The organism is Streptomyces sp. DT224, from assembly GCF_049844595.1.
Classification (GTDB): Bacteria; Actinomycetota; Actinomycetes; order Streptomycetales; family Streptomycetaceae; genus Streptomyces.
The window spans coordinates 63,380-77,332 of sequence record NZ_JBNCLI010000006.1 but is presented as its reverse complement, the minus strand read 5'-3'; the positions used below and the strand labels follow the sequence as shown (position 1 = coordinate 77,332).

The 13,953-nt window shown below is 71.9% G+C and carries 14 protein-coding genes; 9 read left to right on the top strand and 5 right to left on the bottom strand.

The features are described from left to right. Positions 1–90 precede the first annotated feature (90 nt). From ACLQ2N_RS15965 to ACLQ2N_RS15945, 5 genes are all read left to right on the top strand, one after another. Positions 91–1,011, top strand: a complete 921-nt coding sequence (locus ACLQ2N_RS15965; RefSeq protein ID WP_425813364.1) for a radical SAM/SPASM domain-containing protein — start codon at positions 91–93, stop codon at positions 1,009–1,011. 10 nt (positions 1,012–1,021) lie between these two features. Next, positions 1,022–2,149 (top strand): protein-L-isoaspartate(D-aspartate) O-methyltransferase, encoded by a 1,128-nt coding sequence (locus tag ACLQ2N_RS15960; protein ID WP_425813362.1) that lies wholly within the window; start codon positions 1,022–1,024, stop codon positions 2,147–2,149. A gap of 572 nt (positions 2,150–2,721) precedes the next feature. Next, on the top strand, positions 2,722–3,318 hold the full coding sequence (locus ACLQ2N_RS15955; protein WP_425813360.1) for a DinB family protein: 597 nt from the start codon (positions 2,722–2,724) through the stop codon (positions 3,316–3,318). A gap of 112 nt (positions 3,319–3,430) precedes the next feature. Then, entirely contained in the window at positions 3,431–4,303 is an 873-nt protein-coding gene (locus tag ACLQ2N_RS15950) for a Bax inhibitor-1/YccA family protein (RefSeq protein ID WP_425813358.1), read from the top strand. An 84-nt stretch (positions 4,304–4,387) separates the two neighbouring features. Beyond that, complete coding sequence (locus ACLQ2N_RS15945) at positions 4,388–4,705, top strand: hypothetical protein (RefSeq protein WP_425813356.1); 318 nt, start codon at positions 4,388–4,390, stop codon at positions 4,703–4,705. A 64-nt stretch (positions 4,706–4,769) separates the two neighbouring features. Here ACLQ2N_RS15945 and ACLQ2N_RS15940 read toward each other — a convergent pair whose 3' ends face one another. The 3 genes from ACLQ2N_RS15940 to ACLQ2N_RS15930 form a co-directional block, all read right to left on the bottom strand. Further along, positions 4,770–5,579, bottom strand: a complete 810-nt coding sequence (locus ACLQ2N_RS15940; protein WP_425814201.1) for a hypothetical protein — start codon at positions 5,577–5,579, stop codon at positions 4,770–4,772. A 260-nt stretch (positions 5,580–5,839) separates the two neighbouring features. Continuing rightward, the gene (locus ACLQ2N_RS15935) at positions 5,840–7,060 is read right to left on the bottom strand and encodes an acetyl-CoA C-acetyltransferase (protein WP_425813354.1); all 1,221 of its coding nucleotides are present in this window, start codon (positions 7,058–7,060) and stop codon (positions 5,840–5,842) included. Positions 7,061–7,212: 152 nt separating this feature from the next. Then, a complete protein-coding gene (locus tag ACLQ2N_RS15930; RefSeq protein WP_425814199.1) occupies positions 7,213–8,307 on the bottom strand; it encodes an SGNH/GDSL hydrolase family protein in 1,095 nt (364 codons plus the stop codon). A gap of 164 nt (positions 8,308–8,471) precedes the next feature. Here ACLQ2N_RS15930 and ACLQ2N_RS15925 point away from each other — a divergent pair, with 164 nt between their 5' ends. Continuing rightward, a complete protein-coding gene (locus tag ACLQ2N_RS15925) occupies positions 8,472–9,878 on the top strand; it encodes a cystathionine beta-synthase (protein WP_425813352.1) in 1,407 nt (468 codons plus the stop codon). Between the two features lie 334 nt (positions 9,879–10,212). Here ACLQ2N_RS15925 and ACLQ2N_RS15920 read toward each other — a convergent pair whose 3' ends face one another. Further along, positions 10,213–11,058, bottom strand: a complete 846-nt coding sequence (locus tag ACLQ2N_RS15920; RefSeq protein WP_425813350.1) for a helix-turn-helix transcriptional regulator — start codon at positions 11,056–11,058, stop codon at positions 10,213–10,215. A gap of 145 nt (positions 11,059–11,203) precedes the next feature. Here ACLQ2N_RS15920 and ACLQ2N_RS15915 point away from each other — a divergent pair, with 145 nt between their 5' ends. Continuing rightward, entirely contained in the window at positions 11,204–11,965 is a 762-nt protein-coding gene (locus ACLQ2N_RS15915) for an SDR family oxidoreductase (protein WP_425813348.1), read from the top strand. 27 nt (positions 11,966–11,992) lie between these two features. On the opposite strand, the gene ACLQ2N_RS15910 is transcribed toward ACLQ2N_RS15915, so the two are convergent. Further along, the gene (locus ACLQ2N_RS15910) at positions 11,993–12,418 is read right to left on the bottom strand and encodes a hypothetical protein (RefSeq protein ID WP_425813346.1); all 426 of its coding nucleotides are present in this window, start codon (positions 12,416–12,418) and stop codon (positions 11,993–11,995) included. Positions 12,419–12,606: 188 nt separating this feature from the next. On the opposite strand from ACLQ2N_RS15910, the gene ACLQ2N_RS15905 reads away from it, so the two are divergent. Both ACLQ2N_RS15905 and ACLQ2N_RS15900 read left to right on the top strand, forming a co-directional pair. Continuing rightward, entirely contained in the window at positions 12,607–13,179 is a 573-nt protein-coding gene (locus ACLQ2N_RS15905) for a SigE family RNA polymerase sigma factor (protein WP_425813344.1), read from the top strand. Further along, positions 13,172–13,861 (top strand): hypothetical protein, encoded by a 690-nt coding sequence (locus tag ACLQ2N_RS15900; protein ID WP_425813342.1) that lies wholly within the window; start codon positions 13,172–13,174, stop codon positions 13,859–13,861. The genes ACLQ2N_RS15905 and ACLQ2N_RS15900 overlap by 8 nt, the downstream gene beginning before the upstream one ends. The last annotated feature ends 92 nt before the right edge of the window (positions 13,862–13,953 follow it).

The window sequence follows — 13,953 nt, the reverse complement described above, 5'->3', positions numbered from 1 at the left end:
AGCGTGCAGCCGGGACGGGCCAGATCCACCCATGTTCAACGGTCCGGCACCCGCCGGACCGTGGCCCCGTCATACCCGAAGGAGACCGAGATGACGATCGCTCCCATCGCTCCCCAGACACCGGCCCAGGTACCGGAGTTCCTGGAGCTGGAGATCACGGGCAGGTGCCAGCTGGCCTGCTCCCACTGCTACGCCGAGTCCGGGCCGACGCAGGGACACGGCAGCATGACGGCCGAGGACTGGACCCGCATCATCACCGAGGCCGCCGCCGGCGGCGCCCGGACCGTGCAGTTCATCGGCGGCGAGCCGAGCCTGCACCCGCGGTTCGCCGAGCTCGTCCAGCACGCCCTCGACAGTGGGCTGCGCGTGCAGGTGTACAGCAACTTGTACCGGGTTCGGGCTGAGCACTGGGACCTGTACGGCCACCCGGCGGTTAGCCTCGCCACGTCGTACTACAGCGACGACGCGGCCGAGCACGACGAGATCACCGGCCGGAAGGGGTCGCACGACTCCACCCGCGCCAACATCCTGGAGGCCGTCCGGCGGAGGATCCCGATCAAGGTCGGGATCATCCACATGCGCGACGGGCAGCGGTCTCAGGAGGCCCTGGCCGAGATGCAGACGCTCGGCGTCACGCGGGTCAAGGTGGACGGGGTTCGGGGCGTCGGTAACGCTGCGAGGGGCGGGCTGCCGTCGACGTCGGAGCTGTGCGGGCGGTGCGCGGACGGAAAGGCTGCGATCCTCCCGGACGGGACGGTCACCCCGTGCGTGCTGGGCCGGTTCCTGCCCGCCGGTGACGCCAAGTCGAATCCTCTGGCCGGGGTGTTCGCGGGAACTGAGTGGGCGCGGGTTGCGGCGAGTATCCCGCGGCCCTCCCGGGCGGGGGCCGGCGTGGACGAGGATGCGTGCATGCCGTCGCCCGGGCGCCGGTTCACGGCGTGCAACCCGGACCAGGACGGCTCGGACTGCGCGCCGGCCGAGACGGAAGCCTGCGGGCCGGCCTACGAATAAGGGGGGTGTCATGGACTGGGAGACACATGCCCGGTGCCTGGCCGACGAGGTCGTGCGGCCGGAGTCGCGCTGGTACGAGCCGCTGGCCACCACGCCTCGCCATCTGTTCGTGCCTCGCTGGTGGGAGAGTTCAGCGCGGGGGTGGGAGCTCCGCGACGGCCTGGCCGACGCGGAGGCGTGGGCGAAGGCCGCGTACGCGGATCGCACGCTCGTGACCCGGGCCGGGGCCCTCCACGCGGACGATGCCCAGCCGGGCGCCGTGGCGCAGGGGTTCCCCACCTCCTCGTCCACTCTGCCGGGCCTCGTGGTGGCCATGTACCGGCACGCCATGCTCACCGACGACTGCCGGGTCCTGGTGACGACCGGCAGCGGGTACGGGACGGCCTTGATGTGCCGTCGCTTGGGCGACGACCAGGTCACCAGCGTGGACGTCGACCGGCAGCTGGTGAAGTTGGCCGGCGACCGCCTGGACGGCATGGGGCTGCGCCCGCGCCTGGAGGTCGCCGACATCACCGGCCCGCTGCCAGGGGAGTACGACCGGATCATCTCGACGGTGTCCGTGCGGCCGTTGCCTGCTTCGTGGCTGCGGGCCCTTCGCCCCGGCGGCCGGCTGGTGACGACGATCGCGGGGACAGGGCTGGTCCTGACCGCTGACAAACAGGCGGACGGCGGCGCGGTCGGACGGATCGAGCAGGCACCGGCCGGGTTCATGCGGACCCGGCAGGGTGCCGACTACGAGCCGGTGACGGCCGAGGTCTGGGCTGTTGCCGAGCGGGGAGACGGCGAGGAGGTCTCAACCGACAGGTACCCGCTGCTTCTTCCGTCGGACGCCTGGGACGTGATGTCGATGCTGGCTCTTGAGGTCCCCGGCGTCGAGTGCCGGTCGCAGGAGGACGGCAACACTCGCACCGTGTGGCTGCTGCACGCTGACGGGTCGTGGGCCCGTGCGACGGCAACCAGCTTCCTGGGTTCGCCGACGGTTCGTCAGGGCGGACCTCGTCGTCTGTGGCGCGAGCTGGAGCGCATCCGGCACCGGCTCAACCGGTCGGGCACCCTGCCCGTCTATGGAGCACGGGCCAACATCTCGCCGGATGGGACCGTTGTCCTGTCACGGGGTGGGTGGACCGCGACGGTCTGAAGGGGCGGCATACCGGCCCGGCCGCTGTGGCCAGGCTTGTAGGTTCGTACGTCGCTCGTTCGAGTGGCGTCCAACTGATTGCTGGATCAACCTAGTCAGGGCGTGAGGGCGACTGTTAAATGGGCACATGTTTCGGACATTGTCCGAATCACACTGAGGCTTGCTCGGCCTTGCGAGGTTCGAGCAGGCGCGGTGTCTGTCCATGCTCCGCAGCTAGGCAGATCCGCTGGTAGGGCCCGACGGTTTGCCGTTGGGCCCTACGTCGTTCCCGGGGTGTTCCCAGCCGTGTTCCCACGGGAACACAACTGGGCCCGGAAGCGGGGAGATCCTGGATGATGCGGGGAGATGCGGGCCGAAAACCCGAGGTCAGCACATCGTGCCTGGTCAGAGGGGTGGCCAATACCGGTTCGAGTCCGGTTCCGGGCACCATCGCGTACCAAGTCCCGAGCGATCAGGTACCCGGAACGATCACCTTGAATCGTGAAGGCGACGGACTCGACAGCCGGGCGGCGGGAGTCCACGGTCCGAGAAACGCGGTGGGCCCGGGGCCGTCCGACCGGCAGGTTGGACGTATGACCGATACGGATCAGTTCAAACACGACCTGCTGCTCTACCTTCAGGACGCCCGTGACGCCTTCCTCTGGAAGCTCGACGGGCTGTCCGAATACGACATCCGGCGGCCCCTCACCCCCACCGGCACCAATCTGCTCGGGCTCGTCAAGCATGTGACCGGGGCCGAGGCGTTCTACCTCGGGACCGCCTTCGGCCGGCCCGTCGCCGCGCCGGCCCTGTGGATCGCCGGGGAGGCCGAGCCGAACGCCGACCTGTGGGCCACGGCCGACGAGTCCCGCGAGGAGGTCACCGGGCGGTACCGGCGGGTGTGGGCGCACTCCGACGCGACCGTCGAGGCGTTCGGGCTCGACGCGGTGGGGACCCTCCCCGGGGAGGACGGGCCCGAGCTGTCGCTCCACCGCATCCTCGTCCACCTCGTCGCCGAGACCCAGCGCCATGCCGGGCACGCCGACGTCGTCCGGGAGCTGATCGACGGGACGGCCGGGCTGCGGAGGGGGAGCGAGGACATGGCACCCGGTGACGAGGCATGGTGGCGCCGCCACCGGGAACGGGTGGAGGACGCGGCCCGGGAGGCGGGCGGACGTACCGCAGGGTGACCATGCACAGCCGGTGCCGGGGGCAAAGATCCTCCTTCGGCACTAGGCAGATTGCTTTGCCTACCCATTACTCTTGTGGGAAGGCCACGCTGGGTGGCCATGGAGGAGTGAGATGAGGAGCAGCAACCCGGTCTTCTCGCGACGGGGCTTCAGCCGCGACAACGGTTACGCGGGCTTCAACGCGGCGCCGCAGGCCGGGGCCCCCGCAGCGGGTGCCAACCCGTACGCGCAGGGCACCGCCCCGAACCCGTACGCGACGAACCCCTACGCCACCACGGGCGCCCCCGCGCCCACCCGTACCGGCGCGATGACGATCGACGACGTCGTCACCCGCACGGCGATGACGCTGGGCACGGTCGTGCTCGGTGCGGCGCTCGCCTGGGCGCTGCTGCCGGTGGACGAGGCGAACCTCAACAAGTCGTACGGCATCGCCATCGGCGCCGCGCTCATCGCGTTCGTGCTGTCGATGGTCCAGTCCTTCAAGCGCAAGCCCGTACCCGCGCTGATCCTCGCGTACGCCGCCTTCGAGGGTGTTTTCCTCGGCGTCATCTCCAGCGCGGTCAGCACGTACATCGGGCCCGGCGTCGTGATGCAGGCGGTGATGGGCACCATGTGTGTCTTCGCCGGTGTGCTCCTCGCGTACAAGATGCGCTGGATCCGCGTCACCCGCCGCTTCTACGGCTTCGTGATGGCCGCCGCCATGGGCTTCCTGCTCCTGATGGTCGTCAACCTCCTGTTCGCCGCCTTCGGCGGCGGTGACGGCCTCGGCTTCCGCAGCGGTGGCCTCGGCATCCTCTTCGGCGTCATCGGCATCATCCTCGGCGCCTGCTTCCTCGCCCTCGACTTCAAGCAGGTCGAGGACGGCATCGCGTACGGCGCTCCGCGCGAGGAGTCCTGGCTGGCCGCCTTCGGCCTGACCATGACCCTGGTGTGGATCTACCTGGAGATGCTGCGCCTGCTCTCCATCCTCAGCGGCGACGACTGACCGGCCCTGCGGACCCGAAGCGGCCCGCGGTCTCCTTCCGGAGGCCGCGGGCCGCTTCCGTGTGTACGGCGATAAGGTCGCGGGGTGCTCGATACGACCCCCCTGATCATCGCCGTGGACCGATTCGCCGACCGGTTGCGCGCCGCCCCGCAGAGCAGGCTGCAGCGAGGAGCGGCGGACCGGGGCCTGGCCCTCGCGCGTGAGCTGTCGGCGCGTGCCCAGCGCGCCGAGGAGCCCGGCCGGGAGCCCCGGGTGATCCCGGACGCCGGGGTGTTCGCCGTCGGCGACCAGCTCGCCGTCGCCGGCCGGGACCTGGCCGTGGCACTGGAAACGGCCCCGTCCGAGGAGCTGGACGAGGCCGTGCGATGCGTCGAGGAAGCGGCCGCGCGGGCCTTCGCATAGGGCGCGCGGCGCGCAGGGAGGCGGCAGCCTCCCCGTGGAACCGGGGACCGGCGTCGGTGCGTGCTCAGAAGCTCGCTATGACGCGGTCGGCGAGTATGTACACGTTCTCCTTGCCGCAGGAGAACGTGAGCGCGTACGCCCCCGAGACGCCGGAGCCGCCCAGCAGCACCGGGTGCTCGCCCGCGCGCAGCGACTCGGCCAGGCGCTCGGCCGTCTCGCGGTGGCCGGGGGTCATACAGAGCGTCGTACCGTCGGCGAACACGTACACGTCGAGCGTGCCGAGCGGTCCCGGGCGCACGTCGGACAGCTCCGTGCGGCTGTCCGCCAGCTGCTCCAGGCGGTTCACCGTGCGCTCGTGGTCGGTGACGACGGGCGTCTGTACGGGGACGAAGTCGGGGTGCGAGGGGTGGCGGCGGCGGGCCGCGGCCAGCTCGGGGGAGTCCTCGGCGAACTCCGTCTCCGGCAGCTCCGCCAGCCCGGTCAGCTCGTCCAGGGCGTCGGCCGCTTCGAGGTCCATCGCGTCGAGGCCGGCGAAGTCACTCTGGCGGGGCATGAAGAACGGGGCGTCCTCGCCGAGACCGGCCAGCCCGCCCAGCAGCGACGGGGCGTCGGCGGCGTCGCGCGCCTCCTGCGAAGCCCAGAACGCGCGGGCCTCGGCGAGCTCCCGCTCGCGCTCCTCGGCCAGCGCCTCGGCGACGGCCGCGCGTATTTCTTCGGCGGAGGTGGTGTCGTTGCGCGTCTGAGGGGGTACAGCGGCTGTACGGGCGTACCCGTCGGCCAGCTCCTTCCGGAGCGCCGAGACCTGCCTGCGCAGCCCGTGAGCGGCGTGCAGAGCGGCGGCACCCACAGCCGTGGCAGCGGCGGTGGTCAGCAACAGGGCAATAGGCATGGCGCTCACTGACATACTCCCGGTTTCAATCGATCCCCCGACTTCCTACATCAGCTTGTGCCCTGACGACACCATGTGTCAGTGCATTACGTCACGAAATGGACAGGACTTTGGGCCTGGTGTGAACCACTGTTGTTGGTGTGACCTGCACAAACGGCTCTCCCCCAGGACATAGATCACATCCTGGGGGAGATTCGGTCACGGTCGGGGCTCGGTGGCCAGCGGGGGCCGGAAACCCGCTCTGATCAGCTCAGACGCTCGATGACCATGGCCATGCCCTGGCCGCCGCCGACGCACATGGTCTCCAGACCGAACTGCTTGTCGTGGAACTGGAGGCTGTTGATCAGCGTGCCGGTGATCCGCGCGCCGGTCATGCCGAAGGGGTGGCCGACGGCGATGGCGCCACCGTTGACGTTGACCTTCTCCAGCGGCAGGCCGAGGTCGCGGTAGGAGGGGATGACCTGGGCGGCGAACGCCTCGTTGATCTCGGCGAGGTCGATGTCGCCGACGGTCAGCCCGGCCCGCTTCAGCGCCTGCTTGCTGGCCTCGACCGGGCCGTAGCCCATGATCTCGGGGGAGAGACCGGAGACTCCGGTGGAGACGATCCGGGCGAGCGGGGTCAGGCCCAGCTCGCGCGCCTTGGTGTCGGACATGATCACGAGCGCGGCGGCGCCGTCGTTGAGCGGGCAGCAGTTGCCCGCCGTGACCAGGCCGTCCGGGCGGAAGACCGGCTTCAGGCCCTGGACGCCCTCCAGCGTGACGCCCGCGCGCGGGCCGTCGTCCTTGGCGACGACGGTGCCCTCCGGCGTGGTCACCGGGGTGATCTCGCGCTCCCAGAAGCCGTTCTTCAGGGCCTCCTCGGCGAGGTTCTGCGACCGCACGCCGAACTCGTCCATGTCCTGACGCGTCACGCCCTTGAGCCGGGCCAGGTTCTCCGCGGTCTGGCCCATCGAGATGTAGGCGTCCGGGATCAGGCCGTCCTCGCGCGGGTCGTGCCAGCCGGCACCGGACTCCTCGGCGCGGGCCGCGGTGCGGGCCTCGGCCTCCGCGAAGAGCGGGTTGTGCGTGTCCGGCAGGCTGTCCGAGTTGCCCTTGGAGAAGCGGGACACCATCTCGACACCGGCCGAGATGAAGACGTCGCCCTCGCCGGCCTTGATGGCGTGCAGGGCCATGCGGCTGGTCTGGAGGGAGGACGAGCAGTAGCGGGTGACCGTGCAGCCGGGAAGGTGGTCCATCCCCATCTGCACGGCGATGACGCGGCCCAGGTTGTTGCCCTGCTCGCCGCCGGGCAGGCCGCAGCCGAGCATCAGGTCGTCGATGTCCTTCGGGTCCAGCTCGGGGACCTTGGCCAGCGCGGTCTGGATGATCGTCGCGGTCAGGTCGTCCGCGCGCAGGTCCTTGAGCGAACCCTTGAAGGCCCGGCCGATGGGCGAACGGGCGGCAGAGACGATCACGGCTTCGGGCATCACGCGGCTCCATGAGGGCTGAGGGCGGACAGGCTGCCTGAGGGCTCCGGCAGACCCGGCGGTACGGCACGACTGCTCTGGAAATTACCCGGACGTAGCGCCCGGGTCACCCGGCCCGGCATGTGATGCGGGCCTCTTTTCTAAGCGAGCGCTCAGTCAATGACCCCCTTTCCGGGGTGCCCGCCCGGCCGGCGGACCCACGCGTGCCTGGGCGAGCCGTCCGCGTCCGTGCCCGGCCGGTGGTCCAGGCGCGTCGAACCCCCGGGCTCCGGATGCGGATGCGGATGCGGCTCCGTGGCGGCGGGAAGGCGCCGCCGCCTGCGGTGCTTGAGCAGGGCCCAGGGCGCCCGGGCCCCCGTGACCTCCGTGCCGGCCTCCTTGGCCGCCTGGGAGGCCGCCTTGGCCACCGGCAGCATGTCCTCGCGCCGGGCGCCGTCCAGCCGGTCCGACTCCGGCCACAGGCCGAGCACCGCGCACAGCGTGGGCAGCACGGCCATGGACGCGGTGGCGTACCCCTCGGCCGACGGGTGGTAGTTGTCCGGACCGAACAGCTCCCGCGGGTTCGCCTCGAACTCCGGGCCCAGCAGGTCGCCCAGCGACACCGTGCGCCCGCCCTGCTCCACCGTGCCGATCGTCTGCGCCGCCGCCAGCTGCCGGCTCACCCGCCGGGCCAGCCAGCGCAACGGCTGGTACACCGGCTCGATCGTGCCCAGGTCCGGACAGGTCCCGACCACGACCTCCGCCCCGGCCGTCCGCAGCCTGCGCACCGCCGTCGTCAGACAGCGCACCGACTGCGTGGCGGGCATCCGGTGCGTCACGTCGTTCGCCCCGATCATGATCACGCACACGTCCGGCGTCCGCGCCGGGTCCGCGAGCATCAGCGAGACCTGCCGCTCCAGATCGTCCGACCGGGCGCCCGGCAGCGCGACGTTGCGCAGGTCCACCGGCCGCTCGGACACCGCCGCCAGCCCCGACGCGAGCAGCGCCCCCGGGGTCTGCCCGGCCCGCCGCACGCCCTGCCCGGCCGCCGTGGAGTCCCCGAGCAGCCCGAGGCGCAAGGGCTCCGCCGGGCCCGTGAACGCCACTCCGTACCGCCCGTCCGCGCTCGGCGGGACCGGGGCGATGCCGCCGCCCACCTGCCGCTTCGCCAGCTGGACCTCCGCCAGCAGGACGCCCACCGCCGCGGCGCCCAGCAGCCCGATGCTGCCCCCGCCGTAGGCCGCGCCCGCCGCGATCCGCCGTGCCACTCTCGCCGTCGACACAGTCCGGTCCACCTCCTCGTCCCACGTACCGCAGTAGAGCCGTACACAGAGCTACCTGCCCGCTACCGGCCGTTGTTCAATCGCGCCGCCCAATCCCGTGCCCGTACGCATACGCTTGCCGGACCATCTCGGAGACCCCGGAGTACACGGTGCAATTCCACGATTCGATGATCAGTCTCGTAGGCAATACCCCGCTGGTGAGGCTGCGCAGTGTCACGGCCGGCATCCAGGCGACGGTTCTGGCCAAGGTCGAGTACTTCAACCCCGGCGGGTCGGTCAAGGACCGCATCGCCCTGCGCATGATCGAGGCCGCCGAACAGAGCGGCGAGCTGAAGCCCGGCGGCACGATCGTCGAGCCGACGAGCGGCAACACGGGCGTCGGCCTGGCGATCGTCGCGCAGCAGAAGGGCTACAAGTGCGTCTTCGTCTGCCCCGACAAGGTGTCCACGGACAAGATCAACGTACTGCGCGCCTACGGCGCCGAGGTCGTCGTCTGCCCCACCGCGGTCGACCCCGAGCACCCCGACTCGTACTACAACGTCTCCGACCGGCTGGTCCGTGAGACGCCGGGCGCCTGGAAGCCCGACCAGTACTCCAACCCGAACAACCCGCGCTCGCACTACGAGACCACCGGCCCCGAGCTGTGGGAGCAGACGGAGGGGAGGATCACCCACTTCGTGGCGGGCGTCGGGACCGGCGGCACGATCAGCGGCACCGGCCGCTATCTGAAGGAGGCCAGCGGCGGCAGGGTCCAGGTCGTCGGCGCCGACCCGGAGGGCTCGGTCTACTCCGGCGGGTCCGGCCGGCCCTACCTCGTGGAGGGCGTCGGCGAGGACTTCTGGCCCTCCGCGTACGACCGCGAGGTCACCGACGAGATCGTCGCCGTGTCCGACAAGGACTCCTTCCAGATGACCCGCCGGCTCGCCAAGGAGGAGGGACTGCTCGTCGGCGGATCCTGCGGCATGGCGGTCGTGGGCGCCCTGGAGGTCGCGAAGCGGCTCGGACCCGAGGACGTGGTCGTCGTCCTGCTCCCGGACAGCGGGCGCGGCTACCTGTCGAAGATCTTCAACGACGAGTGGATGGCGGACTACGGCTTCCTGGAGGACACCGGGCCCTCGGCGCGGGTCGCGGACGTCCTGAACCACAAGGAGGGGCCGATCCCCACCCTCGTCCACATGCACCCCGAGGAGACGGTCGGCGAGGCGATCGACGTGCTGCGCGAGTACGGCGTCTCGCAGATGCCGATCGTGAAGCCCGGCGCGGGCCACCCGGACGTGATGGCCGCCGAGGTCATCGGCTCGGTCGTGGAGCGCGAGCTGCTGAACGCCCTGTTCGCCCAGCGCGCCTCGCTCGGCGACCCGCTGGAGAAGCACATGTCACCGCCGCTGCCGCAGGTCGGCTCCGGCGAACCGGTCGAGGACCTGATGGCGGTCCTCGGCGGCACCGGCGCGGCGGACGCGGCGATCGTGCTGGTGGAGGGCAAGCCGAAGGGCGTCGTCAGCCGCCAGGACCTGCTGGCGTACCTGGCGAAGGACGCCCCGGCCGCCGCCAAGTAGCCGGGTGGCCGCGCACCTCGCGGAAACGGTACGTGCGCGTCACGTGGACGCAGCACCCGCTTAACACGGCTCGGGCACATTGGTGGATGTCGGCAGGGAGACCCGCCGGCACCGGAACGGCGACAACGGACTACGGAGCGGCTCCCGGACCTCCACCGTCGCCCGGACGCGCCACCCGGCCCTGACCCGGACCGCGTCCCTCGCGGGGACCGCCGTCGTCCCGCCCCCTGGGAAACCGGGGGTGCGGCGGTCCCCGCGATTACCGTTCTACGCGCGCAGCTCGGGCGTGTTCCCGTCGGTTCGGTGCGCGCGGTCCGGGCGCGCTTTTTCCGTTCTACGCGCGCACCTCGGGCGCGTTCCCGTCCGCCGCCCAGCTCGCCAGCAGGGCGATGCGCTCGGCGGTCTCCGAACCCGGCTCCGGGGTGTAGACGACCAGTGAGAGATCCGGCTCGCCGGGTACCGCCAGCGTCTCGTACGGCAGCGTCAGCGCGCCCACCACGGGGTGGGCCATCCGCTTCACCCCGTACGTCTTCGCCTTCACCTGGTGGTCCGCCCACAGCCGGCGGAAGTCCTCGCTCTTCAGCGACAGCTCACCCACCAGCGCCGCGAGCTCCTTGTCGTCCGGGTGCAGCCCCGCGTCCAGCCGCAGATGCGCGACCGTCTCCGCCGCAACCGCCGGCCAGTCCGGATACAGCTCGCGCGCCCCCGGGGCCAGGAACGCCTGGCGCGGCATGTTCCGCTCGGCGTCCGGCATCCCGGAGAAGCCGGAGAGGGCGTCCCCCAGCGCGTTCCACGCCAGCACGTCCATCCGGCGGCCCAGCACGAAGGCGGGCGCCCGGTCGAACATGTCGAGCAGCAGCCGCAGCCCCGGGCGCACCCGGCGTACCGAAGGGCTCGCCGCCTTGCGGGCCTTCGGACGCGCCACCGTCCGCAGGTACGCGTGCTCCGTCCCGTCGAGCCGCAGCACCCGGGCTATCGCATCGAGCACGGCGTCCGAGACGCTGGGCCCGCGCCCCTGCTCCAGGCGGATGTAGTAGTCGACGCTCACCCCGGCGAGCTGGGCCACCTCCTCGCGCCGCAGCCCCGGGACGCGCCTGCGGCCGTACGAGTTGAGCCCCACGTCCTCGGGGCTGATGCGGGCACGCCGTGAGCGCAGGAAGTCTCCGAGTTCGCCGTCCATGGCCCCGATCGTAGGAGAACGGCTTCCGCCCAGCCTGGTACTGGCAGACCCAGGAACAACGCATCCCTGGGTGGGCGCCGCTCGCCGGAGCAGTGTGGAGCCCGGGCCGGAACACCGGCCGCGGACACCACGTCAAGGAGCACCCATGCCGTACGAGAACCTCGCCGACCGCACCGCCGTCATCACCGGGGCCGCCAGCGGAATGGGCGCGGCGACCGCCCGGCTGCTCGCCGCGCAGGGCGTACGGGTGGCACTGCTGGCCCGTCGGGCGGAGCGGCTGGAGGAGCTGGCCGCGAAGATCACCGCGGACGGCGGCCAGGCCCTCGCCGTCGCCGCCGACGTCACCGACCAGGCGTCCGTGGACGCGGCCGCGGACCGGGTGCACGGCGCGTTCGGCCCGGTGGACCTGGTCGTCAACGCGGCCGGGGTGATGCTGCCGAACCCCGTGGACGCGGGGCGCGCGGACGAGTGGCAGCGGATGCTCGACACCAATGTGGCCGGCGCGCTGCGCGTCATCCGGGCCTTCACCGCGGACCTGGTCGCGGCCGCCGCCGACGGCCGCACCGCCGACCTGGTCAACATCTCCTCGATCGGCGCGCACATCACGTTCCCCAACTACGCGGTGTACGGCGCCACCAAGGCCGCGCTCACCTACCTGTCCGCCTCGCTGCGCACGGAACTCGGGCCGCGCGACGTCCGCGTCACGAACATCGAGCCGGGCCTCACCGACTCGGAGCTGGCCGGGCACGTCGACAACGCGGAGCTGAGCGGCCAGCTGGACGGCATGTTCGAGGCGCTGGGCGGCCTCTCGTCCGACGAGATCGCCGACCTCATCGCGTACACCACGAGCCGCGCCCGGCACATCAACCTGCGTCAGGTGGTCGTGCTGCCGACCCGTCAGGCGTGAGGCTCGGTCCTCCCGGAGGCGTGAGGCTCAAACCTCCCAGTCGGAGGCTGCCCGCCCCTCCTCGCGGCCCCGGAACAGCCGCCTGCCGTGGCCGGTCTGGAAGGCGTTGACGCCGACGATCCCGAGCCAGGCCACGACGAGCCCGCCGATGCCCGCCTGCGCGGCGCCGATCGCGGACAGCGGGACGGCCAGGACCAGGGAGACCACGCCGAAGCCGTGGCGCTCGCCGAAGGTCCCCGGAGGCCGGTCGAGGGCCCGCGCGCCCCGCGCGACGGCGGTCCGCTCCTCGGCGAGGTGCCGCCGGACCCTGCGGTCGAGCGTGGCGTCGAGCCGCTGCTCCACCTTCTCCAGGAACGATTCCGCGAGCGCGGATTCGTAGTCGGCCCCCAGCTCACTGCGGGCCTGCAAAGTCGCCTTGAGCTCCCTGTCGAGCTCGGTGTCGGGTGCGTCCATGGTTCTTACGGTACGGAGCGGAGGCGGCCGGGGCAGTGGGGCTAGCCCCCGGTTCCGGGGCCGCTCGTGAGTTCGTGAAAGTCGTCCGTAACATCCGCGGGCGCCCGGGCGTGTAACTGGTGAGAGGCAGTGACAGAGGCAGCAGCAGGCGCAGTACTCGGGCAGGACGAGAAGACGGACGGGGGGCCATGACGGCAGGCAGTGAGGATGCGGAGGCGTTCGACGCGTTCTATGCGGCGACCGCCAAACGCCTGGTCGCCACGGTGTACGCGATGACGGGCGATCTGGGGGAGGCGGAGGACGCGGTGCAGGAGGCGTATGTGCGGGCCTGGCAGCGGTGGGACAAGGTGTCCGCCACCGGCGACCCGCTCCCGTGGGTGCGGACCGTGGCGGTGCGGCTGTCGATCAGCACCTGGCGCCGGACGCGCGGCAGACTGCGGGCGCACTTCCGGCACGGGGTGCCCGCCGATGTGCCCGGCCTCTCCGAGGACCGGGTGGCGCTGATGGGCGCGCTGGAGGAGCTGAACCGGGACCAGCGGCAGGCGGTGGTGCTGCACCACATGCTCGGCCTGCCCGTGGAGGAGGTGGCCCGGGAGACGGGGGCGTCCAACGGCGCGGTACGGACCCGGCTGCACCGGGCCCGCAGGATCCTCGGCGAAAGACTCGCCGACACCCCGGCGGCGGTGGGGCGCCAGGTGACGGCACGGAATGCGGCGGAGCGGAGTGCGGCGGAGCGGAAGGGGCGGGTGCGGCATGGCTGAGGTCGAGGACCTGATCGAGGACGTCGCCATACGGCTGCCCGGCGCCGAGGACATCCGCGCCCGGGGACAGCGGCGGCGTACCCGCGCCCGTGCGGTCCGGGGAGGCGCGGCGGGCGCGCTCGTCCTGGCGGCGGCCGGAGCGTGGGGCCTGCTCCTCCCGGCGGACGGCCCCGAGGCCCGGCAGACGGTCACCACCACGACGGCCAACCCCTTCCGGACGGCGGACGGGGAGGTCGTGATGCGACCGGCCGACGAGCTTCCGGGGTACGCGACCTGGCACTGGAAGGAGACCGCGAGCCTCCCGAAGGGCGCCGGACCGCGCAGCGACGCCCTGCCCCAGGTGGGGCTCGACGGCGCCTGCCCCGCCTCCTTCGTCCCGGCGGACCATCCGGGCCAGCAGCGGTACTCCCTGCTCTACACGGGCAGCGATCACGCCCTGGCCCAGCACCGGCTCATCAAGTACGACGCCGCCTCGGCCGCCCGGTCCCAGGTGACGGCCCTGCGCGGGGCGATGGAGCGGTGCGGGCTGCACTCCGCGTCCCCGACCGCGCGGGAGAGGGAGGAGGGCAGCACGGTGTGGTCCGGCACCGTGGACGACGGCCGGACGCTCCGGGTCACCGTGAGGCGGTGGGAGTACTGGGTGTCGGTCGAGGAGGTGCTGCACGGCACGCCCGCCGGCTGACCGGCCCGGCTGCATATGGACATGCAGACACCTTGCTGGCTGAATGGATTCGTCGGCGCCGGGCCGCGGCGCGGCGGACCTACCGAGGGGAC

Excerpts from the sequence above, each read along its gene's own strand:
- ACLQ2N_RS15965 (WP_425813364.1), top strand. The coding sequence starts at position 91 with ATGACGATCGCTCCCATCGCTCCCCAGACACCGGCCCAGGTACCGGAG.
- ACLQ2N_RS15960 (WP_425813362.1), top strand. The coding sequence starts at position 1,022 with ATGGACTGGGAGACACATGCCCGGTGCCTGGCCGACGAGGTCGTGCGG.
- ACLQ2N_RS15955 (WP_425813360.1), top strand. The coding sequence starts at position 2,722 with ATGACCGATACGGATCAGTTCAAACACGACCTGCTGCTCTACCTTCAG.
- ACLQ2N_RS15950 (WP_425813358.1), top strand. The coding sequence starts at position 3,431 with ATGAGGAGCAGCAACCCGGTCTTCTCGCGACGGGGCTTCAGCCGCGAC.
- ACLQ2N_RS15935 (WP_425813354.1), bottom strand. The coding sequence starts at position 7,060 with ATGCCCGAAGCCGTGATCGTCTCTGCCGCCCGTTCGCCCATCGGCCGG.
- ACLQ2N_RS15920 (WP_425813350.1), bottom strand. The coding sequence starts at position 11,058 with ATGGACGGCGAACTCGGAGACTTCCTGCGCTCACGGCGTGCCCGCATC.
- ACLQ2N_RS15915 (WP_425813348.1), top strand. The coding sequence starts at position 11,204 with ATGCCGTACGAGAACCTCGCCGACCGCACCGCCGTCATCACCGGGGCC.
- ACLQ2N_RS15910 (WP_425813346.1), bottom strand. The coding sequence starts at position 12,418 with ATGGACGCACCCGACACCGAGCTCGACAGGGAGCTCAAGGCGACTTTG.
- ACLQ2N_RS15905 (WP_425813344.1), top strand. The coding sequence starts at position 12,607 with ATGACGGCAGGCAGTGAGGATGCGGAGGCGTTCGACGCGTTCTATGCG.
- ACLQ2N_RS15900 (WP_425813342.1), top strand. The coding sequence starts at position 13,172 with ATGGCTGAGGTCGAGGACCTGATCGAGGACGTCGCCATACGGCTGCCC.